Source organism: Pseudomonas sp. GGS8, assembly GCF_024168645.1.
In the GTDB taxonomy this organism is placed as follows: Bacteria; Pseudomonadota; Gammaproteobacteria; order Pseudomonadales; family Pseudomonadaceae; genus Aquipseudomonas.
The window spans coordinates 3,579,159-3,603,597 of record NZ_JALJWF010000001.1; the positions used below are offsets into that span (position 1 = coordinate 3,579,159).

Annotated in this window: 23 protein-coding genes; 15 read left to right on the top strand and 8 right to left on the bottom strand. The window is 60.1% G+C overall.

Features of this window, described 5'->3' with window-relative positions; all coding sequences use genetic code 11:
- Positions 1–39 precede the first annotated feature (39 nt).
- From J3D54_RS16170 to rluB, 5 genes are all read left to right on the top strand, one after another.
- Positions 40–903, top strand: a complete 864-nt coding sequence (locus J3D54_RS16170) for a PHP domain-containing protein (RefSeq protein ID WP_253419994.1) — start codon at positions 40–42, stop codon at positions 901–903.
- A 13-nt stretch (positions 904–916) separates the two neighbouring features.
- On the top strand, positions 917–1,546 hold the full coding sequence (locus J3D54_RS16175; RefSeq protein ID WP_253419997.1) for an L-threonylcarbamoyladenylate synthase: 630 nt from the start codon (positions 917–919) through the stop codon (positions 1,544–1,546).
- The gene (locus J3D54_RS16180; RefSeq protein WP_253420001.1) at positions 1,547–2,371 is read left to right on the top strand and encodes a ScpA family protein; all 825 of its coding nucleotides are present in this window, start codon (positions 1,547–1,549) and stop codon (positions 2,369–2,371) included.
- 11 nt (positions 2,372–2,382) lie between these two features.
- Positions 2,383–3,372, top strand: coding sequence for an SMC-Scp complex subunit ScpB (gene scpB, locus J3D54_RS16185; protein ID WP_253420004.1), 990 nt, complete (start codon positions 2,383–2,385; stop codon positions 3,370–3,372).
- A gap of 337 nt (positions 3,373–3,709) precedes the next feature.
- Complete coding sequence (gene rluB, locus J3D54_RS16190) at positions 3,710–4,975, top strand: 23S rRNA pseudouridine(2605) synthase RluB (RefSeq protein WP_253420008.1); 1,266 nt, start codon at positions 3,710–3,712, stop codon at positions 4,973–4,975.
- A 199-nt stretch (positions 4,976–5,174) separates the two neighbouring features.
- Here rluB and J3D54_RS16195 read toward each other — a convergent pair whose 3' ends face one another.
- Together J3D54_RS16195 and J3D54_RS16200 are read right to left on the bottom strand one after the other, a co-directional pair.
- On the bottom strand, positions 5,175–6,140 hold the full coding sequence (locus J3D54_RS16195) for a leucyl aminopeptidase (RefSeq protein ID WP_253420011.1): 966 nt from the start codon (positions 6,138–6,140) through the stop codon (positions 5,175–5,177).
- 67 nt (positions 6,141–6,207) lie between these two features.
- Positions 6,208–6,345, bottom strand: coding sequence for a hypothetical protein (locus tag J3D54_RS16200; RefSeq protein WP_007938535.1), 138 nt, complete (start codon positions 6,343–6,345; stop codon positions 6,208–6,210).
- A 947-nt stretch (positions 6,346–7,292) separates the two neighbouring features.
- Between J3D54_RS16200 and J3D54_RS16205 the strand changes: the two genes are divergently transcribed.
- Together J3D54_RS16205 and arfB are read left to right on the top strand one after the other, a co-directional pair.
- Entirely contained in the window at positions 7,293–8,714 is a 1,422-nt protein-coding gene (locus tag J3D54_RS16205; protein WP_253420014.1) for an amino acid permease, read from the top strand.
- Between the two features lie 214 nt (positions 8,715–8,928).
- Positions 8,929–9,342, top strand: coding sequence for an alternative ribosome rescue aminoacyl-tRNA hydrolase ArfB (gene arfB / locus J3D54_RS16210; protein ID WP_007938537.1), 414 nt, complete (start codon positions 8,929–8,931; stop codon positions 9,340–9,342).
- Here arfB and J3D54_RS16215 read toward each other — a convergent pair.
- The 6 genes from J3D54_RS16215 to phhA form a co-directional block, all read right to left on the bottom strand.
- Entirely contained in the window at positions 9,339–10,538 is a 1,200-nt protein-coding gene (locus J3D54_RS16215) for an MFS transporter (RefSeq protein ID WP_253420016.1), read from the bottom strand. The two genes, arfB and J3D54_RS16215, sit on opposite strands and share 4 nt — an antisense overlap.
- A 104-nt stretch (positions 10,539–10,642) precedes the next feature.
- Positions 10,643–10,825: a hypothetical protein gene (locus J3D54_RS16220; protein ID WP_007938541.1), complete on the bottom strand. Its 183-nt coding sequence runs from the start codon at positions 10,823–10,825 to the stop codon at positions 10,643–10,645.
- Positions 10,826–10,900: 75 nt separating this feature from the next.
- Positions 10,901–11,032 carry a hypothetical protein gene (locus tag J3D54_RS30340; RefSeq protein ID WP_007938543.1) on the bottom strand — a complete coding sequence of 44 codons (132 nt, stop codon included), beginning with the start codon at positions 11,030–11,032 and terminating at the stop codon, positions 10,901–10,903.
- Between the two features lie 276 nt (positions 11,033–11,308).
- Positions 11,309–12,505 (bottom strand): amino acid aminotransferase, encoded by a 1,197-nt coding sequence (locus J3D54_RS16225; RefSeq protein ID WP_253426638.1) that lies wholly within the window; start codon positions 12,503–12,505, stop codon positions 11,309–11,311.
- The gene (locus J3D54_RS16230) at positions 12,502–12,858 is read right to left on the bottom strand and encodes a 4a-hydroxytetrahydrobiopterin dehydratase (RefSeq protein WP_018929944.1); all 357 of its coding nucleotides are present in this window, start codon (positions 12,856–12,858) and stop codon (positions 12,502–12,504) included. The genes J3D54_RS16225 and J3D54_RS16230 overlap by 4 nt, the downstream gene beginning before the upstream one ends.
- A gap of 104 nt (positions 12,859–12,962) precedes the next feature.
- On the bottom strand, positions 12,963–13,748 hold the full coding sequence (gene phhA / locus J3D54_RS16235; RefSeq protein ID WP_253420020.1) for a phenylalanine 4-monooxygenase: 786 nt from the start codon (positions 13,746–13,748) through the stop codon (positions 12,963–12,965).
- Positions 13,749–14,029: 281 nt separating this feature from the next.
- Here phhA and J3D54_RS16240 point away from each other — a divergent pair, with 281 nt between their 5' ends.
- From J3D54_RS16240 to J3D54_RS16275, 8 genes are all read left to right on the top strand, one after another.
- On the top strand, positions 14,030–15,592 hold the full coding sequence (locus J3D54_RS16240) for a sigma-54-dependent transcriptional regulator (protein ID WP_253420023.1): 1,563 nt from the start codon (positions 14,030–14,032) through the stop codon (positions 15,590–15,592).
- Between the two features lie 350 nt (positions 15,593–15,942).
- Positions 15,943–16,683, top strand: a complete 741-nt coding sequence (locus J3D54_RS16245; protein WP_253420026.1) for a flagellar basal body rod protein FlgF — start codon at positions 15,943–15,945, stop codon at positions 16,681–16,683.
- Positions 16,684–16,728: 45 nt separating this feature from the next.
- A complete protein-coding gene (gene flgG / locus J3D54_RS16250; protein WP_018929947.1) occupies positions 16,729–17,514 on the top strand; it encodes a flagellar basal-body rod protein FlgG in 786 nt (261 codons plus the stop codon).
- A 52-nt stretch (positions 17,515–17,566) separates the two neighbouring features.
- Positions 17,567–18,262, top strand: a complete 696-nt coding sequence (flgH, locus tag J3D54_RS16255) for a flagellar basal body L-ring protein FlgH (protein ID WP_253420030.1) — start codon at positions 17,567–17,569, stop codon at positions 18,260–18,262.
- Between the two features lie 27 nt (positions 18,263–18,289).
- Entirely contained in the window at positions 18,290–19,378 is a 1,089-nt protein-coding gene (locus tag J3D54_RS16260; protein WP_253426641.1) for a flagellar basal body P-ring protein FlgI, read from the top strand.
- A gap of 11 nt (positions 19,379–19,389) precedes the next feature.
- Positions 19,390–20,694, top strand: a complete 1,305-nt coding sequence (gene flgJ, locus J3D54_RS16265) for a flagellar assembly peptidoglycan hydrolase FlgJ (protein ID WP_253420033.1) — start codon at positions 19,390–19,392, stop codon at positions 20,692–20,694.
- A gap of 23 nt (positions 20,695–20,717) precedes the next feature.
- Entirely contained in the window at positions 20,718–22,778 is a 2,061-nt protein-coding gene (flgK, locus tag J3D54_RS16270) for a flagellar hook-associated protein FlgK (RefSeq protein ID WP_253420036.1), read from the top strand.
- Between the two features lie 13 nt (positions 22,779–22,791).
- Positions 22,792–24,357 carry a flagellar hook-associated protein 3 gene (locus J3D54_RS16275; RefSeq protein ID WP_253420039.1) on the top strand — a complete coding sequence of 522 codons (1,566 nt, stop codon included), beginning with the start codon at positions 22,792–22,794 and terminating at the stop codon, positions 24,355–24,357.
- Positions 24,358–24,439: the final 82 nt, after the last annotated feature.

The following is a 24,439-nucleotide window of genomic DNA, read 5'->3' on the forward strand; positions in this document are numbered from 1 at the left end:
CGCGCGATAGCGTCAGCTGATTTGAGGTTACACAGTCCTGTGAATGTTGATTTGCACTGCCATAGCACGGCCTCCGATGGCGCCCTGGCGCCTGCGGCACTGGTTGCGCGTGCGTTCGAGAAAGGCGTGCGAGTCCTGGCCTTGACCGATCACGACACCCTTGAAGGCCTCGACGAGGCCCGTAGCGCCGCGACGGCGCTGGGGATGCAACTGGTCAACGGCGTCGAATTGTCCTGCACCTGGGGCGGGGCGACCATCCATGTGCTGGGCTATGGTTTCGACGTCAATGCCGCGCCGTTGGTCGAGGCCATCGCCAAACTGCACGATGGCCGCTGGCTACGGTCCGAAGAAATAAGCCGCAAGTTGGCGTTGAAAGGCATGCCGGGGGCGCTTGAAGGTGCCCGGGCCATTCAGCAGGAACTGGGTGACAGCGGCAACGCGCCGGCCCGTCCGCACTTCGCCGACTGGATGGTGCGCGAAGGTTTCGTCAAGGATCGCGCCGAAGCGTTCCGCAAATGGCTGGGCGCCGGCAAGCTGGGGGACGTCAAACTGCACTGGCCGACCCTCGAAGACACCGTTGAGACCCTGCGCGCCGCGGGTGCCTGGGTCAGCCTGGCGCATCCCTGGCACTACGATTTCACTCGCAGCAAGCGTCGCCGCCTGATTTCTGACTATATTCAAGCCGGGGGCCACGCGATTGAAGTGGTCAATGGCCATCAGCCCGCCGAACAAGTGGGCAGCCTGGCGATTCTTGCCCGTGAGTTTGGTCTGCTGGTCAGCGCCGGCAGTGATTTTCATGGCCCTGGAGGCTGGTCCGAGATCGGTGAGTACCGCCCGCTCCCGGAGGATCTGCCGCCACTGTGGTGTCGATTCAAACATGACCCAATTATTGCCGCCGTCTGAACAGGTAGAGAATGTGAGTCAATTTTTCCAGATTCATCCGGAAAACCCGCAAGCGCGCCTGATCAAACAGGCTGTCGAGATCATCCGCAACGGCGGGGTGGTGATTTATCCCACAGACTCTTCCTACGCCATTGGTTGCCAGATCGGCGACAAGACCGCCGTGGAGCGTGTGCGTCGGCTGCGTCAGCTGGATGAGAAGCACAACTTCGCGCTGATTTGCAGCGACCTGTCGCAGTTGGGGCTGTTTGCCAAAATCGACACCGGCACCTTCCGTCTGCTCAAGGCCCACTTGCCGGGGCCTTACACCTTCATTCTCAACGCCACCCGCGAAGTCCCGCGGCTGTTGCTGCACCCGAAAAAACGCACCATCGGCCTGCGCGTGCCAAGCCATCCGATTGCGTTGGCGCTGCTGGAAGAACTCGGCGAACCGCTGATGAGCGTGACCCTGATCATGCCCGGCGACACCGACCCGTTGACCGATCCCTACGAAATGCGCCAGTTGCTGGAGCATCAGGTGGACCTGATCATCGACGGCGGTTACGGCGGGATCAAGGCGTCTACCGTGATCAACCTTGCCGATGGCGAGCCGGAAGTGATCCGCGTCGGTTGCGGCGACCCTACGCCATTCATGGCCGAGGCGTAGATGTCTGCCGTAGAACCAGAACCCGTTGACAGCCAGGCCGGCGCCCAGCAAGAACTGCCTTTCGCCATGGTCTATGGCCAGGCGGTCATGGAAATGCCGCTGGACCTGTACATCCCGCCGGATGCGCTCGAGGTCTTTCTGGAAGCCTTCGAAGGCCCGCTCGACCTGCTCCTGTACCTGATCCGCAAACAGAACATCAACATCCTCGACATCCCGGTGGCGGAAATCACCCGTCAGTACATGGGCTATGTCGAGTTGATGCAGTCGGTGCGCCTGGAACTGGCCGCCGAGTACCTGGTAATGGCCGCGATGCTTGCCGAGATCAAATCGCGGATGCTGCTGCCGCGGGCCGAGACCATCGAAGACGAGGAAGACGACCCTCGCGCCGAACTGATCCGCCGTTTGCAGGAATACGAACGCTTCAAGGCCGCCGCCGAAGGCATCGATGGCCTGAGCCGCGTCGGTCGTGACGTGGTGGTGCCCAAGCTCGATGCACCGGAAGCGAGGGCGCGCAAGCTGCTGCCGGACGTAAGCCTGGATGAGTTGCTGATGTCCATGGCCGAAGTCTTGCGCCGTGGCGACATGTTCGAAAGCCATCAGGTCAGCCGCGAGGCACTGTCCACTCGCGAGCGCATGAGCGATGTGCTGGAACGGCTCAAGGGTGGCGGCTTCGTGCCCTTTGTCGAGCTGTTCACCGCTGAAGAAGGGCGCCTGGGGGTGGTGGTGACCTTTATGGCGATCCTCGAACTGGTCAAGGAATCCTTGGTCGAGCTGGTGCAGAATGAGCCGTTCGCGGCGATACATGTGCGAGCCCGAGCCGAATAACGAGTTGAATCATGAACCTGACTGAACCCCGCGAGCTGGCGCCACTGCTTGAAGCCTTTCTGTTGGCCTCGGGAAAACCGCAATCGCTTGAGCGCCTGTTTGAACTCTTCGAAGAAGGTGAGCGGCCCGAACCAGCGGTTTTCAAGAAAGCGCTGACAATTCTGGGCAAATCCTGCGACGGCCGAGCCTTCGAACTGAAGGAAGTTGCCTCCGGGTATCGGCTGCAGATCCGCGAAAAGTTCGCGCCGTGGGTCGGGCGCTTGTGGGAAGAGCGGCCGCAGCGTTACTCGCGCGCCATGCTCGAAACCATGGCCCTGATCGCCTATCGCCAGCCGATCACCCGGGGTGAGATCGAAGACGTGCGCGGCGTGGCGGTCAACAGCCACATCGTCAAAACCCTGCTGGAGCGTGAGTGGATCCGCATCGTCGGTTACCGCGACGTGCCCGGCAAACCGGCGATGTTCGCCACCACCAAGGCCTTTCTCGACCACTTCAACCTGAAGAACCTCGACGACCTGCCGCCGTTGGCCGAACTGCGAGAGCTGGAACCTGATCCTGTCCTCGATTTTGACGACGCGCCGGTGCCGGCCGGGTTGCAAGAATTGGCGGATGCCAGCGCCGAGCCGGAAGAACCCAAGGAAGAAACCAGTTTCCATACGTTGTTGCTGGAACTGGACACCATGGAGGAGGGGCTCAAGACCGACTTCGATGATTTGTTGCGCGATGGTGAGTTGACCGAGACCGAAGAGATTTTGGGGCAGCCGCCGGAGCCGGAAATCGACGTTGAGCTTCAGGTTGAGCCCGAAGCCACCGTCGAAGAACAGCAGGAACCCGAGCCGGAGGATGACATTCTTGGTGTTGCCGAAGCTCGCGAGAAACTGCTGGCCGCTGTTGCCGCGCTTGAACAGCCGAAACCCGAGCCCGAGATGACCGACGAAGAAGCCGAAGCCCAGGCTCTGGCCGAAGCGATCGAGGCCGAACGCCGCCAGTTCGAGGATTGACACTAGTCCGACTTTCTGTGGCGACCCTGTGGGAGCGGGCTTGCCCGCGATGAGGGCGTATCAGTTGCCTTCATTGTTGCCTGACCCACCGCAATCGCGGGCGAGCCCGCTCCCACAGTGTTTTGCGTTGGCTGGAGTTTTTATGAACTCAATCAAAGAGCTCGGCACCACCGGTCGGCGGAAAAGCCAATAACCTCCCGTCGATCAGCTAGTCTCTGATGCGCGAACGCTCCCATGAGCGTATGATTCGCGACCCTTTGGCGATCCCTTCGTCAAACGACCAGATTTCACATCTTCAGGCCTTGGCCTGAACTTGATCACACCGGGAGGTGCCCAGATGAGTATCAACGACCAGAAAGACGACCAGGAAATCGGCCCAGCAGGCGAAAAACTGCAGAAAGTCCTCGCCCGTATCGGAGTCGGCTCGCGCCGTGACGTAGAAGCCTGGATCAGCCACGGCCGCATCAAGGTCAATGGCAAAGACGCCACCCTCGGCCTGCGCGTCGACCTGCATGACGCCATCACCATCGATGGCAAGGTGATCAAGCGCGAAGAAGCCGCCGAGTCGGTACGCCGCGTGATCATGTACAACAAACCCGACGGTGAAATCTGCACCCGTGACGACCCGGAAGGCCGTCCGACCGTGTTCGACAAGATGCCGCGCCCCAAAGAAGGTCGCTGGATCAACATCGGTCGACTGGACATCAACACCACAGGTCTGCTGATGTTCACCACTGACGGTGAGTTGGCCAACCGCCTGATGCACCCGTCCTACGAAATGGACCGTGAATACGCGGTACGTGTACGTGGCGAAGTCGACGACGAGATGATCGAGCGTCTGAAGGCAGGCGTGGTGCTCGAAGACGGCCCGGCCAAATTCACTGACATCAAGCAGGCGCCAGGTGGTGAAGGTTTCAACCATTGGTACCACTGCGTAGTAATGGAAGGTCGTAACCGCGAAGTTCGTCGTCTGTGGGAATCCCAGGGCCTGGTGGTCAGCCGCCTGAAGCGCGTGCGTTTCGGTCCGGTGTTCCTCAACTCCGACCTGCCGATGGGCCGCTGGCGCGAAATGAGCCAGTACGAAGTCGACATTCTGAGCGCTGAAGTCGGCCTGACGCCGGTGGCGATGCCGCAAATGACCGCCAAGAGCAAAGACAAGCTCGAGCGTATGCAGCGCAAATCGTCCCGCCCGGTGGGCAAGACCGAACGCGTACGGACCCTGCGTCCAGCCGCTGGCGCTCCGGCGGCCGGCCCGCGTCCATCCCGCGAGCCGCAGATCGAAGGCGAGCGCCCGGCCCGCAAGCCAGCGCCACGCCAGGACGGCGAGCGCGGTCCACGCACGCCGCGTCCGGCCAACGGTCGTACTGAGCGTGGCGAAGGCCGTGGCGCTCCTGCCGGTGGTCGTAGCGATCGCGGTGCACCTGCCGGTCGCGGTACGCCGGTGGCAGACCGCCCGGCCGACACCAAGCGCCCGGCCAAGCCAGCGCCGAAGAAACGCCCAGGCATCGTGCTGGTCGACAAGGACGCGCCATCGGGCAAGCGCCGCGGTGCGCCAGCCGGTTCGGGTCAGCGTCCGGGCTTCGGTCGTCGCAAGCCTGAGTAATCGGTAAGCGCTCCATGAAAAACGCCATCCCTTGGGATGGCGTTTTTTTGTGTCTGGTTTTAGGGATATGGTGTTTACAAGTCAGTCATCGCGGGCAAGCCCGCTCCCACAGGTGACCGGGTTGTTTCATCGGAATGCGATCAATGTGGGAGCGGGCTTGCCCGCGAAGGCGTCAGCCGCATCACCGCAAAATCTTGGGTTAAAACACAAACCGCCCATCAAACACCGGCTCATCATCCAGCGCCAACACGCCGCCGGAGAAGATCAGGTCCAGATGATGGCTGCCCTTGGCGCCACCGCCCAGTCCAAGGTGCAAGCCGCAATGGCGCTCCTCGAACCCGGCATTGCGCGCATACAACTCTTTCACGCCTTCATTGGTGCCGATCCCCAGCTCCTCGATGCGTCGATTGGACGGATTGGCGTCCAGGTATTTGTTGAAGTCATGTTCCAGTCCCGGCACGTCGGTGGCGATTTTGCTGATGGTCGAGTTCTCGATCCACAACTCCAGCGGTGAGGCAAGTACGCCGTACTTGCGGGCAAACGGAATCGTGCTGAGGAACGTCCCCATAAACTTCACCCGGCCATTAATCGCCTCGCTATGGGTGGCAATCTCGCCGGGCGCCAGATCGAAGTTGCCGACACCATTGATGTCGGTCCACTTCTTGATACTGCTCAACGGTGTTTCGAACCACGAGCCATGATCATCTTTGAAACTTAAAGTGGTGGCCTGGGACATGCGCTGGATCAAGTGGCTGTTCAACCCGGCAATCCGCTGCGGGGTGACACTGAACGTGTCGTAGAAGTAATCGCCGTAATCCTTGAATAGCAGCGACTTCTTCCAGTTTTCCGCCATCACGCCTTGCAGCGCGCGGACAAAGTCCGGGCCGTCGGGACGCGGGTTGGGCAGGGTGGAAGAGTCGTAGAAGAACATGTACAGATCGCTGTCGACGATCGCGTCGGCCAGCAATTCGGTGGGTTCAAGGTCCAGGCGCATTGCGCTGAAGCTGAACCGTGGGCTGCTGCCGGCCTGTTCGGCAATAGCGCCGGTCAGCGCCTCGTAATCAGCGGTATGGCCGAGTAAAACCTTCGCCGGGGTGATGCCGGCAACGGCAGGATGATGTTCGAGGTAGTAAAGGAAATGCGAGATGGCGCGCTGCTTATCCATGGAGTCCTCCCTGACAAACCTGGTAAGTGACGGGCACGACCGGCCGGATCGTACCCGCCGGGATGTCTTACAGAGGCCACATCGCCGTGCCGAACGGAACAACCGCGTCGGCTTGCATCATTTCAACGGCGGCTTCATGGGTCGGTGCTTCAAACCAATCGTCCAGTTGCAGTTCAGTGTCCAAGTCTTTGTCCAGTGCTTGCATGGTGAATCTCCTAGATGACTTCTTCGGTAAGAACAGCTTCGGTAAGAACAGCGGCGCGTTTTTCACTCATTGAAGAGCGCGTCAACTTGTCGGTCGATGCGGCTTGGCAAGTCGCTGAAAACCTAGTTCACAGGGTTTTGGAATGCAAAAAAATAATTAAATAATTTTTATTTGAACTAATTATTCCATTTTGTGAGAAGTAAGTTTCCTAATAAAAAACAGAAAACTAAGTCGAAAAACTCCTTAGCAAGCTTCCTATCGTCAATTTACAGTCGGCGGGTCTCTGGATCTGATTTGGCAAGCCTGCGTTACGCGCTGTAAATAAATCCTTACGAAAAGCACGCTCAAACCCCATGGAATGCCGCTGTGGAAAGGGCTGTAAGGAAAACCTGCCGTCCGCCGCTGCGATGGCGCTGTTCAAGGGCTCTGGCGCGCTTGTCTCAGCCTCGATTGAAAGGTGAGATGCGCCCCATGCCTGTCGTGCAGGTGCATAACAAGAAGGAGGCGCAATGAACGCCGTGACTCATCTCCATCTCCCACTGTGGGGCGATTTTTCCGCTGCCCCCGCCGAGGACCTGCAAAGGTCTGACTCAATTTTTGCAGCCGCCCGAGACCCTCGAGGCGGACACAGGCAATCCCGGCAACCGACACGCTGATCCAGTGGTGTCTGGCAGCAGGGGGTTACAGGTGTACAATGCGCCGCGTTTTAACTGTGACCCTCTGCGCAACAGCGCAAACCTCAAGGCTATCCGCCTTGTTCACTCCGCCGCGTCACGAGCGTGTCGGGTTCGATTTCGTCACAGATAAAAACAAACAGGTGACGCATGACTGTCGTAAAAACGCTGAACTCCTGGTGCCTGCGCTGGGGTTTGATCGGCGCTGCTTGAAATCTGCACCGAGCGGCAACGTCTACTGAACATCATCAAACCTTGCGTGAGACCCTTTTCATGAGTGGACAAAACTCGCATTCAGGTACGCTTCAACGCGGCCTGAAAAATCGCCATATTCAACTGATCGCCCTCGGTGGCGCGATCGGTACCGGATTGTTCCTCGGCTCGGCCGGCGTGCTCAAATCCGCCGGCCCGTCGATGATTCTTGGCTACGCCATTTGTGGCTTCATCGCCTTCATGATCATGCGCCAGCTGGGCGAAATGATCGTCGAGGAGCCGGTGGCCGGTTCCTTCAGCCACTTCGCGCACAAATACTGGGGCGGTTTTGCCGGTTTCCTGTCGGGCTGGAACTGCTGGATTCTGTACATCCTGGTGGGCATGTCGGAGCTGACCGCGGTCGGCAAATACATCCACTACTGGGCGCCGGATATCCCGACCTGGGCCTCGGCGGCAGCCTTCTTCGTGCTGATCAACGCGATCAACCTGGCCAACGTCAAAGTCTTCGGCGAGGCCGAGTTCTGGTTTGCGATTATCAAGGTCGTGGCGATCGTTGGCATGATTGCTTTGGGTAGCTATCTGTTGGTCAGCGGCCACGGCGGCCCGCAAGCCTCGGTAACCAACCTGTGGTCCCACGGCGGCTTCTTCCCGAACGGTGTCAGCGGCCTGGTGATGGCCATGGCGATCATCATGTTCTCCTTCGGTGGCCTGGAAATGCTCGGTTTCACCGCCGCTGAAGCCGACAAGCCGAAAACCGTGATCCCGAAAGCCATCAACCAGGTGATCTACCGGATCCTGATTTTCTACATCGGTGCGCTGGTGGTCCTGTTGTCGCTGACCCCTTGGGACAGTCTGCTGACAACCCTGAATGCTTCCGGCGATGCCTATAGCGGCAGCCCGTTCGTGCAGGTGTTCTCGATGCTCGGCAGCAACACCGCCGCGCATATCCTCAACTTCGTGGTCCTGACCGCGGCACTGTCGGTGTACAACAGCGGTACTTACTGCAACAGCCGCATGCTGCTGGGCATGGCCGAGCAGGGCGATGCGCCGAAAGCCCTGTCGAAGATCGACAAGCGTGGCGTACCGGTGCGTTCGATCCTGGCGTCGGCCGCTGTGACGTTGATCGCGGTGTTGCTGAACTACCTGATCCCGCAAAACGCGCTGGAACTGTTGATGTCGTTGGTGGTTGCCACCCTGGTGATCAACTGGGCAATGATCAGCTTTTCGCACTTCAAGTTCCGCCAGCACATGAACAAGACCCGGCAGACGCCGCTGTTCAAGGCCCTGTGGTACCCGTACGGCAACTACATCTGCCTGGCGTTCGTGGCGTTCATCCTCGGCGTGATGCTGCTGATTCCGGGCATCCAGGTCTCGGTGTATGCGATTCCGGTGTGGGTCGCGTTCATGTGGATCTGCTACGGCATCAAGAACAAGCGCAGCGCCCAGCAGGCGTTGCAGGTTGCGGGTTCTACCGCGAAGTAAGCGCGTAATGCAGAAACAACAAACCCGGCCAAGTGCCGGGTTTTTTGTGAGCGATGCAATACCTGTGGGAGCGTGGCTTGCCCGCGATTCAGGCGCCGCGGTGATCAGGCATACCGCGTTATCGTTCATCGCGGGCAAGCCGCGCTCCCACAGGGGCCGCATTCCTTCTGTCTATTCGCGGTATCCTGCTTGTTCTGAATACGGACCTTTTTCCATGCTGGTGATTTCCAACAACGTGCATCTGCCGGATGCCGAGATCGAATTGACGGCCATTCGTGCCCAGGGCGCCGGTGGGCAGAACGTCAATAAAGTCTCCAGCGCCGTGCACTTGCGCTTCGACATTCCGGCCTCGTCCTTGCCCGAGTTTTACAAGGAGCGGCTGCTGGCGTTGCGCGACAGTCGCATCACCAGCGAAGGGGTGTTGATCATCAAGGCCCAGCAATACCGCACGCAGGAGCAGAACCGCGCCGATGCGCTGGAGCGCCTGACCGAGTTGATCCTCAGCGCTACCAAAGTGGAAAAGAAACGCCGCCCTACCAAGCCGACTCTGGGCTCGAAAAAACGTCGGCTCGAATCCAAGACCAAACGTGGCAGCATCAAGGCTGGGCGCGGAAAGGTCGACTTTTAACGCGCTTCTCTTTCTTCCCGATACTTGGGTGCCTGCCGGTACAGATAGACGCTCAGCATTAATCCGCTCAAAGCGGCGAGGGCGGCGAACAGGAAGATCGAGGCAAACCCGAATCCAGCCGCTATCGCACCGGCCAGCGGTCCGGTAATTCCCAGCGACAAATCGATGAACAGCGAATACGCCCCAACCGCCGCGCCACGGCTGGAGGCCGGCACCAGATTGACCGCTTCCACGCCCAACGCCGGGAACACCAGCGAAAAGCCGAAACCGCTCAGCGCCGCACCGGCCAGTGCCCAATGAGCATCCGGCGCCAGCCACAGCAGCAACAGCCCGAGGGTTTCCACCGAGAGGCAGGCAATCGCCACGCGAAAGCCGCCGAGGCGGTTGATCAGGTTGCCGAACAGCAGTCGCGCGCCAATGAAACTGGCGCCGAACAAACTCAGGGACAGCACCGCGTTGGACCAATGCTGAGTGGCGTAATACAGCGTGATGAAGGTCGCGATGGTGCCAAAGCCGATGGAGCCCAGTGCCAGGCCGCAGCCATGAGGGAACACCCGTCCCAGCACATGCATGAACGGCAAACGTTCACCCGCGACAATCGGGGCCGCGGTTTTCGGCCAGGCCAGCGCCACGCCCAGCACGGCCAGTAGCACGATGCTCACGCCCATGCTCCACAAACCCAATTGACTCACCAGCAGCACCCCCAGCGGTGCGCCGACCGCTAACGCGCCGTAACTGGCGATGCCGTTCCAGGAGATGACCTTGGCGGTGTTCGCCGCGCCAACCCGGCCGATGCCCCAGCCGATCGACCCGGAGCCGACCAGGCTTTCCGCGCTGCCGAGTATCAGGCGGCCAATCAACAGGCTGATCAAACTCAGTATCGGCAGGCTTTGCGTCCAGGCCGAAATCAACATGAACACGCCGCTCAAACCGCAGCCGGCGAGGCCATACATCACCGCCAGCTTGCTGCCCTTGTTATCGATGATGCGTCCGGCGTAAGGCCGGCTGAGCAGAGTGGCCAGGTATTGCACGCTGATCACCAGCCCGGCGATCACCGCGCCGAAGCCGAGGTCGCTGTGGACGTAGCCGGGCAATACGGCCAGGGGAATGCCGATATCGAGGTAACCGATGAAAGTGAACAGGACGATGGAAACGACTTGCAGCGTGACCGCCAGGGGGCGCTGGGTTTCTGACATGGGTAAAAGGTCCACGGGGCAGCAGGATAGATAGGCTGCTTATGATAGCGGCGCGGACGGTCGCGAGGCGTGAAAAAGTAAAACTATTTGCCGAGCGGGATGGGTCAGGATTTTGCGGGGGCGACCAGTTGCGTCGTGACCAGGGCGGCCAGGGCATTTTCTTCGCTGCCGAAGCGGGCCAGCAGGGCGGCTTGTTTCTCGGGGGAAAGACGGTTCCAGATCTCGATCATCTTCTCGGCGGTGCCGATCAGGACGCTGGCCTGGGCTTCAGTGAAATCATCGCTCATGGTGCGGGCTCGCGGTTCAGGCGGTGTGGAAAGCGCATGTTAGCGCTTTCCACACGGTCTGGCATTGCAGGTGTATCAGTCTTCTCTGTCGGCCTGACGGCGTTCAGGTGCTTCTTTCGGCTCGGGCTGTTGGGCGCCGGCTTGTTGCGTGGTTGTCTGCTCAGTTTCGTGCAGGCTTGGGAAGGGGAGATTAGGGATCTCGTGCATGTTTCGCGCTCCTCGCTAAGTCTGTTGATAGATCTGGTAGATCCGCGCTTTTAAAAAAGCCTGGGCAGGATACAGCAGGAAAAATGACAAATAGACTTTATATCCATTTGTTACGACGGATGGAATTGTCTAGACAGGTCAATGGGATAGGCGCAATACAAGTGTGGGAGCGAGCCTGCTCGCGATAGCGGCGGCACATTCAACATCAATGTGACTGAAAAATCGCTATCGCGAGCAGGTTCGCTCTCACAGGGGGGCTTGCAGGTATTTGAGGGGTTACTTGCAGACGTCAGCGATGGCCTCGGCGAGCAGATCCAGGCGCGTCGCATCAATCCCCGCTACGTTCGCCCGGCCCGAGCTGACCATGTAGACGCTGTGACGCTCGCGCAATTGTTTAACCTGCTCCGGCGACAAACCGGTGTAGGAAAACATCCCGCGTTGCACGCCGATGTGCGCAAACCGCTCGCGCAAGCCATGGGGTTCGAGCGCTTCGACCAGGCCACTGCGCAGTTGGGCGATGCGCAACCGCATGGCCTCCACTTCGTCGGTCCAGCGGCTTTTCAGCTCTGGATCACCAAGGATCGTCGCGACCACGGCGGCGCCATGATCCGGCGGTGTCGACCACAGGTTGCGGGCGATGTTGGCCAGTTGGCTGCGGATGTCCACCAGCTTGTCGGCGGTTTGCGCGCAGACAATCAGCGCGCCAGTACGGTCGCGGTACAGGCCGAAGTTCTTCGAGCAGGAACTGGTGATCAGCACTTCCGGCAACTCGGCGGCGAACAACCGGGTCGACCAGGCATCCTGCTCCAGGCCGTCGCCGAAACCCTGATAGGCGAAGTCGATCAGCGGCAGCAAGTCGCGACTGCGCACCACATCCAGTACCCGGCGCCAATCGTCATGGGACAGGTCGAAACCGGTCGGGTTGTGGCAGCAGGCGTGCAGCAGCACCACATCGCCCTTGGGGGCTTGATTGAGCACCGCCAGCATCGCTTCGACATCGAGACGGTTATCGCTGCCCACGTACGGGTAGTGGCTGACCTTGACCCCGGCCGTGGCGAAAATGGTTTCGTGGATCGGCCAGGTCGGGCTGCTCAGCCACACGCCACGGCCCGGCAGGCACTGGGCGATGAAGTCGGCGCTCAAACGCAACGCGCCGGTGCCGCCCGGAGTTTGGGTGGCGCCGGCCCGTTGCTCGGCGATCAGCGCCGAATCGGCACCCAGCACAAGCTCGTTGATGACCTTGCCGAATGCCGCATCGCCGTGGCCGCCGATGTAAGTCTTGGTGGCCTGGCGATCCACCAGGCGCTGCTCGGCGAGCTTCACCGCTTCAAGGATTGGCGTCAGGCCCTGGGCGTCTTTGTAGACCCCCACGCCAAGGTCGAACTTGCGCGGGTTGGGGTCCTGCGCATAGGCCTCCATCAGGCCGAGAATCGGATCGCCGGGTACTCGGCCGATGGCGTCGAAATGCATTATTTGCGGCCCTCGGCGTCTTTGGCCACTTCGTCGGTGCGCGCGGCCATGATGAAGTCGTTGCGGTGCAGGCCCTTGATGGAGTGGCTCCACCAGGTCACGGTGACTTTGCCCCACTCGGTCAGCAGGCCCGGGTGGTGACCTTCAGCCTCGGAGATTTCGCCAACGGCGTTGGTGAATGCCAGCGCGTGCTTGAAGTTCTTGAACAGGAAAACTTTTTCCAACTGCATCACGCCGTCGCGCACTTCGATGTTCCAGTCAGGGATCTGCTTGATCAGGATCGGCAGTTCTTCGTCGCTGACCTGAGGGGCATCGGCGCGGCAGGCTTCGCAATGGGCTTGGTTCAATGTGGACATGATGAGTTCCTGAAATCTGATTATTGGAATTCGACCGTCAGTACCGCCACGCTAAACCAAAGCGTCGGATCCTGACAGGCTCACTTGATTCTAAAAGCTGCGGATCAAGCAGCTTTGGGCGGAAATTTCGGTGCGTGCAACCCAAGCTGCATGCCTTGTTTGACCATGTCCATGATGTCTTCGTGGGCCAGATCGAACAGACGCTTGAGGTTTGGCAGGACAAAGTACAGCGGTTGCAGGATGTCGATGCGGTACGGCGTGCGCATGCATTCCAGCGGATCGAAGGCTTGATGTTCAGGCTCATCCGACAGGCAGTAAACGGTTTCTTTCGGCGAAGAGAGAATGCCGCCGCCGTAAATGCGCAGGCCTTGCTCGGTATCAACCAGGCCGAACTCGATGGTCATCCAGTACAGGCGCGCCAGGTACACGCGTTCTTCCTTGGAAGCCTGTAGGCCGAGTTTGCCGTAGGTGTGGGTGAATTCGGCGAACCAGGGGTTGGTCAGCAGCGGGCAGTGGCCGAAGATCTCGTGGAAAATGTCCGGCTCTTGCAGGTAATCCAGCTCTTCGCGGGTACGAATAAAGGTCGCCACTGGAAACTGCTTGTTCGCCAGCAATTCGAAAAAGGTCTGGAAGGGAATCAGCGCGGGCACTCGGGCAACTTGCCAGCCGGTGGTTTCACCGAGGACCTTGTTGATTTCGCCGAGTTGCGGAATGCGGTCGTGGGGCAGACCGAGTTTTTCGATACCGTCCAGGTATTCCTGGCATGCACGACCCTCGACCACTTTCAGTTGGCGAGTGATCAGCGTATTCCACACCGCGTGTTCTTCAGCGGGGTAGTCGATAAAACCTTGCGCATCGGGCTCACGAGCCACGTATTGCGTCTGCTTCATGCTGCTCTCCTGCTAGGGGATACGTTCTTGTTTTATGTCCTGCTCTGGAGCTAGAGATACGCCAAGGTGTGCGACTTTGCAGCAGGTGATCCGCGCGGGAAGTAGGAAAAATCCGTGTTTTTTGTAAAGTATTCGTTACGGAATGGCTATTGTGGCGCAAGTATTGATATTTCCGTGTTTGAAATGGAGTGCGCGTGTCACATAATCTTGACGACTAACTTGGCGTTCGCGCAGAAATTTCCTTGCGTCGGGCCACGATCACCCCTGTTACGGGCCTTTATATGCGTATCAAAGTCCACTGCCAGAACCGCATCGGTATCCTGCGCGACATTCTCAACCTGTTGGTCGAGTACGGGATCAACGTCGCTCGCGGCGAGGTGGGCGGTGAGCATGGCAATGCGATCTATCTGCACTGCCCGAACCTGATCAACATCCAGTTCCAGGCTCTGCGTCCGAAATTTGAATCGATTGCCGGCGTATTCGGCGTCAAGCGTGTAGGGCTGATGCCCAGCGAGCGTCGGCACATGGAGCTCAATGCCTTGCTCGGTGCCCTGGAATTTCCGGTGTTGTCGATCGACATGGGGGGCTCCATCGTTGCGGCCAACCGTGCGGCGGCGCAGTTGCTCGGGGTGCGGGTGGATGAGGTGCCGGGGATCCCGCTGTCGCGGTACGCCGAGGACTTCGATTTGCCGGAACTGGTACGCGCCAACAAGTCGCGGATCAACGGTTTGCGGGTGAAGGTTAAGGGTGACGTGTTTCTCGCCGACATCGCGCCGCTGCAATCGGAGCATGACGAAAGCGAGGCCATGGCCGGTGCGGTGTTGACGTTGCACCGGGCGGATCGGGTGGGCGAGCGCATCTATAACGTGCGCAAGCAGGAGTTGCGCGGCTTCGACAGCATTTTCCAAAGCTCGAAAGTGATGGCGGCGGTAGTGCGCGAAGCACGGCGCATGGCGCCGCTGGATGCACCGCTATTGATTGAAGGCGAAACCGGCACCGGCAAAGAGTTGTTGGCGCGGGCCTGTCACCTGGCGAGCCCGCGTGGGCAATCGCCGCTGATGGCGCTCAACTGCGCCGGCCTGCCAGAGTCCATGGCCGAGACTGAATTGTTCGGCTACGGCCCCGGCGCCTTCGAAGGGGCGCGGGCCGAAGGCAAGCTCGGGCTTCTGGAGCTGACGGCGGGCGGCACGTTGTTTCTCGATGGCGTTGGCGAAATGAGCCCGCGCTTGCAGGTGAAATTGCTGCGCTTTCTGCAGGACGGTTGCTTCCGTCGTGTCGGCAGCGATGAAGAGGTCTATCTGGATGTGCGGGTGATCTGCGCGACTCAAGTGGACTTGTCCGAGCTGTGTGCTCGCGGTGAATTTCGCCAGGATTTGTACCACCGCTTGAACGTGCTCTCGCTACACATCCCGCCACTGCGCGAATGCCTCGACGGACTGGCGCCGCTGGTGGAGCACTTCCTCGATCAGGCCAGTCGGCAGATTGGTTGCCCGCTGCCGAAACTGGCACCAGCGGCGATGGAACGGCTCAGTCACTATCACTGGCCGGGTAATGTGCGGCAGTTGGAAAACGTACTGTTTCAAGCGGTCTCCCTGTGCGAGGGCGGCACCGTCAAAGCCGAGCACATTCGTCTGCCGGACTACGGCGTGCGTCAGCCGCTTGGCGATTTTTCCCTGGAGGGCGGGTTGGACGAGATTGTCGGGCGCTTTGAAAAAGCGGTGCTGGAGCGTCTGTATTCCGAGCATCCGAGCAGTCGGCAACTGGGCAAGCGGTTGGGGGTTTCCCATACCACCATTGCCAATAAGTTGCGTGAGTATGAGGTCGGCAAAGAGCCGGGTGTTTAAACCTGTGGCGAGGGGGCTTGCCCCCGTTGGGTTGCGAAGCAGCCCCAAATGCAGCAACCGTATAGTGTCAGGTAAAACGCATCGGCTGATTTTGCGGCCGCTCCGCGACCGAACGGGGGCAAGCCCCCTCGCCACAGGGATCTGTGTTGGCTGCAAAGGTTGATGCTTGCCGTAAGCGGCATAACACCGCCGGTTTTTCGTCTTCGATACATTCCCCCTATCCCCTCTAAACCTCTCAAGTCCTTTGTTTGCCGGGCCCGGCGCCGCCAGAAAAAAGTTGGTCTGCAAATTGCTTATGGCTCAGCAGTACAGCGGTGGGCGGCAAACGTCCGGCATGCAGAGGAAAGAGTGTGGACAAGTACCTTTATGTGGCAATGACCGGCGCCAGCCAGAATGCACTGGCGCAGAAGGCTCATGCCAACAACCTGGCGAACATCTCTACCAATGGTTTTCAGAAGGACCTGGAGCAGGCCCGTTCGATGCCGGTATTTGGTGACAGCTTTCCGGCGCGTGCGTTTGCCATGAGCGAACGTCCGGCCACCGACTTCTCCCCGGGCGCGCTGGTGGAAACCGGTCGCGACCTCGATGTCGCGGTGCAAGGCAACGGCTGGATCGCCGTGCAGAACCCCGATGGCGGTGAAAGCTACGTGCGCACCGGCAGCCTGAACGTTGACGCATTGGGCGTGCTGCGCGCCGGCAACGGTATGCCGGTGGTGGGCAATGGCGGGCCGATTGCCGTGCCGCCTGAGCAGCAGATCGAAGTCGGCGAAGACGGCACCGTCAGCATCCGCGCGATGGGCGAAGGCCCGCGGGTGATGGCTGAAGTCGACCGCATCAAGCTGGTCAACCCGGACTTCAAGAACATGACCAAAGGCCTGGACGGTTCGATCCACACCAAGGACGGCAAGCCGGCGCAAGCCGATGCGGGCGTCAAGCTGGTGTCCGGGTTCCTTGAGTCGAGCAACGTCAACGCTGTGGAAGAGATGACCTCGGTGCTGGCCTTGTCGAAGCAGTTCGAGCTGCACATCAAGATGATGAACACCGCCAAAGACGATGACCAGGCCATGGCTCGGGTCTTGCAGATCAGCTAATTATCAGAACGTCGCGCCGTAAAACAGGCGCACGAGGAGAATCGAATGCTTCCGGCTCTATGGGTTGCCAAAACAGGTCTGTCCGCCCAGGACACCAACCTCACCACCATTTCCAACAACCTGGCCAACGTATCGACCACGGGTTTCAAACGTGATCGCGCCGAGTTCCAGGACTTGCTGTATCAGATCAAACGCCAGCCAGGCGCCCAGTCGACCCAGGACAGCGAATTGCCGTCGGGCCTGCAAGTGGGTACTGGTGTGCGCATCGTCGGCACCCAGAAAAACTTCACCGCCGGCAGCCTGCAAACCACCGAGCAGCCGTTGGACATGGCCATCGACGGTCGCGGTTTCTTCCAGATTCTGCAGCCCGATGGTACCACGTCCTACACCCGTGACGGTACCTTCCACCTGGATTCCAACGGCCAGATCGTCAACGCCAGCGGCTTCGCCCTGGAGCCGGCCATTGTCATTCCGAACAACGCCCAGACGTTCACCGTTGGCCGTGACGGCACCGTGTCCATCACCGTTGCCGGCAACCCGGCCTCCCAGGTGATCGGCAACCTGCAAACCGCCGACTTCATCAACCCGGCCGGTCTGCAAGCGGTGGGTAACAACCTGTTCCTGGAAACCGCTGCCAGTGGCGCGCCGCAAGTCGGCACCCCGGGCCTGGCCGGTTTCGGCACCACGCTGCAGAACACCCTGGAAACGTCCAACGTCAGCACCGTTGAAGAGATGGTCAACATGATCACCACTCAACGCGCCTACGAGATGAACTCCAAAGTGATCTCCACCGCCGACCAGATGCTCTCGTTCGTAACGCAGAATCTGTAATCAAGTCTATGAGGCGGCCATGAGGTCGCCTGCAACACCGTGAGGTAGGGTCATGAATCGCTTCGTATCTGTTCTGGCACTGAGTGGGGTCGCCGCGCTGGCGGGGTGCGTCGGTCCGACGCCAAAGCCCAATGACCCTTACTACGCCCCGGTGTTGCCGCGCACGCCGCTGCCGGCTGCCGCCAATAACGGCTCGATCTACCAGGCCGGTTTCGAACAGAACCTGTACAGCGACCGCAAGGCGTTCCGGGTCGGTGACATCATCACCATCACCCTGAACGAGCGCACCCAGGCGAGCAAGAACGCCAACTCGCAGATCGACAAGACCAGCGACACCAGTGTCGGCCTGACCTCGCTGTTCGGCTCCAGCCTGACCACCAACAACCCGGTTGGTGGCAACGACTTGAGCCTGAACGCCGGCTACAAAGCTGATCGCGCAAGCAAAGGCGACAGTAAGACCGGCCAAAGCAACAGCCTGACCGGTTCGATCACCGTGACCGTTGCCGACGTGTTGCCCAACGGCATCATCGCCGTGCGCGGCGAGAAGTGGCTGACCCTCAACACCGGTGACGAACTGGTACGGATTGCCGGCCTCGTTCGCGCCGATGACATTGCCACCGACAACACCGTGTCGTCGACCCGTGTCGCCGATGCACGTATCACCTATTCGGGCACCGGTGCGTTTGCCGATGCGAGTCAGCCAGGCTGGTTCGACCGTTTCTTCCTCAGCCCGCTGTTCCCTTTCTAGGTGGCTACGTTGAATCTTAAACACCTGATGGTGGGCGCCCTGTTGCTGATGGCGGCCTTCGATGCTCAAGCCGAACGGCTGAAAGACATCGCCAGTATTTCCGGCGTGCGTTCCAACCAATTGATCGGCTATGGCTTGGTGGTCGGGCTTAACGGTACCGGTGACCAGACGACCCAGACCCCGTTCACCCTGCAGACCTTCAACAACATGCTCTCGCAGTTCGGCATCAAGGTGCCGGCAGGTTCTGGCAACGTGCAATTGAAGAACGTCGCGGCCGTGTCGATCAGCGCCGATTTGCCAGCGTTCGCCAAGCCGGGTCAGCAGATAGATATCACTGTAGCGTCCATCGGTAACTCCAAGAGCCTGCGTGGCGGCACCCTGCTGTTGACGCCGCTTAAAGGTATCGATGGCAACGTCTACGCCGTCGCTCAGGGCAACCTGGTGGTCGGCGGTTTCGATGCCGAAGGTCGCGACGGTTCCAAGATTACTGTCAACGTTCCGTCGGCCGGTCGCATTCCCGGCGGTGCGTCGGTCGAGCGTGCAGTGCCGAGCGGCTTCAATCAGGGCAATAGCCTGACACTGAACCTCAACCGTTCGGACTTCACCACGGCCAAGCGCATCGTCGACAAGATCAACGACATGCTTGGCCCTGGCGTCGCCCAGGCCATCGATGGTGGCTCGATCCGCGTGACCGCGCCACTCGATCCGAGCCAGCGGGTCGACTATTTGTCGATCCTCGAAAACCTCGAAGTCGATCCGGGTCAGGCGGTGGCGAAAGTCATCATCAACTCGCGCACCGGCACCATCGTGATTGGCCAGAACGTCAAGGTTTCCCCGGCCGCCGTGACCCACGGCAGCCTGACCGTGACCATCACCGAAGACCCGATCGTCAGCCAGCCCGGCCCTCTGTCCAACGGGCAGACGGCGGTCGTGCCGCGCTCGCGGGTCAACGCTCAGCAAGAAGCCAAGCCGATGTTCAAGTTCGGCCCGGGCACCACCCTCGACGAAATCGTGCGTGCGGTGAACCAGGTCGGCGCGGCACCGGGTGACTTGATGGCGATCCTTGAAGCGCTGAAACAGGCCGGCGCGTTGCAAGCCGACCTGATCGTGATCTGAGGACGGCGATCATGGATATGCGCAAAAGCGGTCTGGTCAGCAGCAGCGATTCGGGGTCCTACTCGGACCTGAACCGTTTGAATCAGCTCAAGGTCGGCGACAAGAACAGCGATGCGAACATGCGCAAAGTGGCGCAGGAATTCGAGTCGCTGTTCCTCGGTGAAATGCTCAAGTCCATGCGCTCGGCCACCGAAGCGCTGGGCAAGGACAATCCGCTCAACACGCCGGCAGCCAAGCAATACCAGGAAATGTACGACCAGCAGTTGGCCGTTTCCCTGTCCCGCGAAGGTGGCGGTATTGGCTTGGCGGATGTGCTGATGCGCCAGATGTCGAAGAACAAGCCGTTGGCGCCGGGTGAGGCCGCCGCAGCGTCTGCCGCCAAGCAAGCCGCCGCGAGCGCCGCTGTGGAAACACCGATTGCCGCCGGTACGGTCGCCACCAACGGGCCACTGTCGCGCCTCAACGGCGAGCGCCCGTTGTGGGCTTCACGCGCGGTGAGGGCGCCGGCCGGGGCGGGCGAGGGCGCACACCGCAACGACATGGCGCTGATCAATCAGCGGCGTCTGGCGCTGCCACCGAAACTCGCCGACCGTTTGCTCGCCGGGCTGGTGCCATCTGCGTCGGTATCGACCACGGCGGCGACCGCCACCGCAACGCAGAACAAAATCCAGGTGCCGCAGAGCACCACGACCGGTTCCGGCCCGCTATATAACGGTGATTGGCTGGCTTCGCAAACGGATACGACCTCCAGCGGGCGCCTGCAGATTTATGGGCGTGCCATGGCTCAAATCCCCCTGGCGCCGGCGAAGAAAGCCTTCAGTTCCGCCGACGAATTCGTCAACACCATGCTGCCAATGGCCAAAGAAGCCGCCGACCGTATCGGTGTCGATCCGCGTTATCTAGTGGCTCAGGCCGCCCTGGAAACCGGTTGGGGCAAATCGGTCATGCGCGCCCAGGATGGCAGCAGTAGCCACAACCTGTTCGGGATCAAGGCCAGCGGTAACTGGAAGGGCGATTCGGCGCGGGCGATCACCAGCGAATTCAGAAATGGCCAGATGGTCAAGGAGACGGCCGAGTTCCGTTCCTACGCCTCGTACAAGGACAGTTTCCATGACCTTGTGACGCTGCTGCAAAGCAACAATCGCTATCAAGATGTGCTGAAGTCGGCCGATAACCCAGAACAGTTTGTACGCGAGTTGCAAAAAGCCGGGTATGCAACCGACCCGGATTACGCAAGCAAGATTTCGCAGATAGCCAAGCAGATGACGAGTTACCAAAACTACGCTGCAGCGGGCGCTTCCACTACGCCTTTATAGGCACAAGGCATAAGGTTTGAATCATGAGTTTGCTCAACATCGGGATGTCGGGTTTATCCGCTGGCCAAAGCGCGTTGATGGTGACCGGTAACAACATTGCCAACGCCGACACCGCAGGCTACTCGCGTCAGCAAACCGTGCAGGGCAGCAAGGCCTCGAATCAGTTCGGCAATGTCTACATCGGCACGGGTACGACCCTGGCCGATGTGCGTCGGGTGTACAACAGTTACCTCGATGCGCAACTGCAAACCACTACCTCGCTCAACAGCGACTCGGCGGCCTACGCCGGGCAGATCAGCCCGCTCGATTCGTTGCTGTCGGACAGCGGCACCGGCCTTAACGGCGCCCTGACCAAGTTCTTCACCTCGGTACAGAACGTCAACGCCAAACCGGGTGACGATGCTTCCCGCCAACTGCTGCTCAGCGATGCGCAAGCGGTGAGCAACCGTTTCAACTCGATCTCCAGCCAGTTGACCGCGCAGAACGCGGACATCAACGGCAACCTGGCGGACATGGCCGATCAGGTCAACAAACTGGCGGCCACCGTGGCCCAGTTGAACCAGAAAATTTCCGAAGTTTCTAACGCCGGCGGCCAGCCTAACGACTTGCTCGACTCGCGCAACGAGACTGTGCGCCAGTTGTCCACCTTCACCGGTGCGCAAGTGATCGAGCGTGACGGTAACCTCGATATATACCTGGGCAGTGGTCAGCCGTTGGTCATGGGCAGCACGGCCAGCAAGCTGGAAGTGGTGCCGAGCAAAGACGACCCGTCGCGTTCGGCCGTTCAGCTCAATCGCGGTTCGAGCACCATCGACATCACCTCGGTGATGACCGGTGGCGAGATGGGCGGCTTGCTGCGTTATCGCAGCACCGTGCTGGACCCGGCCATGAACGAGCTGGGGCGTGTGGCGCTGGTTGTCGCCGATCAGATGAACACCGTCCAGGCTCAGGGCATCGACAAGAACGGTGACTTCGGTTCGAACCTGTTCAACAGCATCAACACTGCCGCGCAAATGGCTCAGCGCAGCGTTGCCACGGTCGGCAACAGCGCCGGCTCAGGCAACTTCGACGTGAGCATCGAGGACAGCGGCAAGCTGACCATCAACGATTACAAGGTCACCTTCACCAGCGCCACCAACTACACCGTGCAGCGTCTGCCTGAAGGCACCGCCATGGGCGCGTTCAGCACGCTGACCACGCCGCCACCGGTAATCGATGGTTTCTCCATGACGCTCTCCGGTGGCACCGCAGCCGCCGGCGACACGTTCAAGATCACCCCGACCCGCAACGCGGCCACCAACATCAAGACCGAAATGACCGACTCCAAACGTCTGGCCATCGCGGCACCATTGGGCGCGGCCATTGCGGCGGGCGGCAGCGGCACACTGACGATTCCGGCCAGCGGCCAACCGGCCCTGACCACGAAGTTCGATGTCTACGACACAGCGACCACCACCACGCTCCAGAACGGCCTGAAGACGTCGACGCCGGTCAAAATCGTGTTCGGTGCGGCTGGCGGTACGACTCAGACTTACCAAATGCTCGATGCCCAAGGCAACTCGCTCAGCAGCGGCACCATCGTGCCGGGCCAGAACAATACGCTGAGCCTGACTATCCCACTGGTCGACGGCACCGGTGCCGCGATCAATGATCCGGGCCCGCCCATCGTGCAGCGCACTGTGTCGTTTGACATGACCGTGGCCGGTTCGCCAGGTAACGGCACCGCGATCAATGTATCGCTCAGCCAGCCGGGCACGCTGGACAACCGTAACGGCACCGTACTGGCCGGCTTGCAAACCAAGCAGACCGTGGATACCGGCTCCGCCAGCAAAGGCATTTCCCTGACTGACGCCTACGGCAAACTGGTCGAAGGCGTCGGCGCCAAGGCCTCGCAAGGCAAGCTCGACAGTGCTGCGACCACCGCCATCCTGGCCAACGCCAAGGGCGCTCGCGATTCGTTGTCCGGTGTCGACCTCGATGAGGAAACCGGCAACCTGGTCAAGTACCAGCAGTACTACACCGCGTCTTCGCAGATCATCAAGGCTGCGCAGGAAATCTTCAGCACACTGATCAACAGTCTTTAAGGAGTCGTAGCCCATGCGCATTTCTACCGCCCAGTTTTACGAGTCCTCTGCTGCCAACTATCAGAAGAACTTTTCCAACGTGGTCAAGAGCAGCGAAGAGGCCAGCAGCCTGGTTCGCGTGAATACCGCGGCCGATGATCCGGTCGGCGCTTCGCGTTTGCTGCAATTGGGGCAGCAGGCTTCGATGCTCGACCAGTACGAGGCTAACGCTACGACCATCAAGGGGACCCTGGGTACCACCGAAGCGGTGATGAACAGCATTGGCAACGTATTGCAGCGCGCCAAGGAATTGGCCGTCAGCGCCGGTAACGCCGGTTACACGGATGCCGACCGTCAGGCCAATGCCTCGGAACTGGGGCAGATCGAAGAGCAATTGCTGAGCTTGATGAACAGCAAGGACGAGAACGGCAAATACATCTTCGCCGGCTCCAAGGGCGATACCGTGCCGTTCACGCGTAACAACGACGGAAGCTACAGCTACAACGGTGACCAGGTAACGCTGGATCTGGCGATTGGCGACACCATGTCGATGGCCACAAACAGCACCGGTTGGGATGCGTTCCAGCAGGCGATCAATACCAGCCGCAGCCAGGTCACCATGACCGCGCCGGCGGTGGATGATGGTCGCGTGACCCTGTCTAATGGCCAGGTGTCGTCGGGCGTTACCTACAACAGCAAGTTCCGCAGTGGCGAGCCGTATACCGTGGACTTCGTCAGCGGTACACAGTTGAAGATCACTGATTCGGCCGGTAACGACGTGACCGCCGAAGCTAGCCAGGGCGGTGCATTCGATCCTGCCAGCAAGGCTGGCCAGGCTGTCACTTTCCGCGGGGTCGAACTGACCCTGAACATCAATCTGAGCGCTGGTGATACGGCGGCTACGGTGCTGCCTGGCCACTCCTTTACCCTGGCGGCCAAACCGGACACTTTCACCGCAACCGCTAGCCCGGGCAACCCTTCGACGGCGCAGGTCACCGCCAGCAGCATCACTAATCCGGTGGATTACCACGCCAGTTTTCCTAGCGGCTCGGCGATCCTGAAGTTCACCAGTGCTACCGCTTTCGAACTGTACGCAGCGCCTTTGACGGCCAGCAGCAGGCCGGTGTCTACCGGTACGATGGCCGGCAGCGTCGCCACCGCATCGGGTGTGAGCTTCACCTTGGCCGGTACGCCGGCTACCAACGATCAGTTCAGCGTCGCGGTCAACACTCACGAAACCCAGAACATCCTGGACACCGTGAGCCAGTTGAAAACCGCTCTGAATACGCCGACCAATGGCAACGCGATCGCTACTCAGAAACTGCAAGCATCACTGGCTTCCGGTATTGCCAACCTGGCCAGCGGCACCGATCAGTTGTCCAGCGCCTTGAGTTCGGTAGGCGGTCGTGGCCAGGCCCTGGAAACCCAGAGCGATACCAACCAGAGTCTGAAACTGGCCAATGCCCAGACCCAATCGTCGATCCGTGATTCCGATCCGGCTGAAGTGATGACCCGTCTGACCTTGCAACAAACCATGTTGCAGGCCTCGCAACAGGCCTTCAGCAAGATTGCTCAGCTGGGCCTGTTCAACAAAATCTGAGCCTGCATCTGCCGAGCAGCCAACCGTCTTTTTGTAAGCGGTTCCAGGGCCTCCGCCTGAAAGGTTAGAGGCCCGCCGCTCG

Bases quoted from the DNA above. Each gene is read 5' to 3' on its own strand.
- J3D54_RS16195 (WP_253420011.1), bottom strand. From the start codon at position 6,140: ATGGATAAGCAGCGCGCCATCTCGCATTTCCTTTACTACCTCGAACAT.
- J3D54_RS16240 (WP_253420023.1), top strand. From the start codon at position 14,030: ATGCGTATCAAAGTCCACTGCCAGAACCGCATCGGTATCCTGCGCGAC.
- J3D54_RS16180 (WP_253420001.1), top strand. From the start codon at position 1,547: ATGTCTGCCGTAGAACCAGAACCCGTTGACAGCCAGGCCGGCGCCCAG.
- flgH (WP_253420030.1), top strand. From the start codon at position 17,567: ATGAATCGCTTCGTATCTGTTCTGGCACTGAGTGGGGTCGCCGCGCTG.
- flgG (WP_018929947.1), top strand. From the start codon at position 16,729: ATGCTTCCGGCTCTATGGGTTGCCAAAACAGGTCTGTCCGCCCAGGAC.
- arfB (WP_007938537.1), top strand. From the start codon at position 8,929: ATGCTGGTGATTTCCAACAACGTGCATCTGCCGGATGCCGAGATCGAA.
- scpB (WP_253420004.1), top strand. From the start codon at position 2,383: ATGAACCTGACTGAACCCCGCGAGCTGGCGCCACTGCTTGAAGCCTTT.
- J3D54_RS16205 (WP_253420014.1), top strand. From the start codon at position 7,293: ATGAGTGGACAAAACTCGCATTCAGGTACGCTTCAACGCGGCCTGAAA.
- J3D54_RS16230 (WP_018929944.1), bottom strand. From the start codon at position 12,858: ATGTCCACATTGAACCAAGCCCATTGCGAAGCCTGCCGCGCCGATGCC.
- J3D54_RS16220 (WP_007938541.1), bottom strand. From the start codon at position 10,825: ATGAGCGATGATTTCACTGAAGCCCAGGCCAGCGTCCTGATCGGCACC.
- J3D54_RS16275 (WP_253420039.1), top strand. From the start codon at position 22,792: ATGCGCATTTCTACCGCCCAGTTTTACGAGTCCTCTGCTGCCAACTAT.
- flgK (WP_253420036.1), top strand. From the start codon at position 20,718: ATGAGTTTGCTCAACATCGGGATGTCGGGTTTATCCGCTGGCCAAAGC.
- J3D54_RS16215 (WP_253420016.1), bottom strand. From the start codon at position 10,538: ATGTCAGAAACCCAGCGCCCCCTGGCGGTCACGCTGCAAGTCGTTTCC.
- flgJ (WP_253420033.1), top strand. From the start codon at position 19,390: ATGGATATGCGCAAAAGCGGTCTGGTCAGCAGCAGCGATTCGGGGTCC.
- phhA (WP_253420020.1), bottom strand. From the start codon at position 13,748: ATGAAGCAGACGCAATACGTGGCTCGTGAGCCCGATGCGCAAGGTTTT.
- rluB (WP_253420008.1), top strand. From the start codon at position 3,710: ATGAGTATCAACGACCAGAAAGACGACCAGGAAATCGGCCCAGCAGGC.
- J3D54_RS30340 (WP_007938543.1), bottom strand. From the start codon at position 11,032: ATGCACGAGATCCCTAATCTCCCCTTCCCAAGCCTGCACGAAACTGAG.
- J3D54_RS16260 (WP_253426641.1), top strand. From the start codon at position 18,290: ATGGTGGGCGCCCTGTTGCTGATGGCGGCCTTCGATGCTCAAGCCGAA.
- J3D54_RS16200 (WP_007938535.1), bottom strand. From the start codon at position 6,345: ATGCAAGCACTGGACAAAGACTTGGACACTGAACTGCAACTGGACGAT.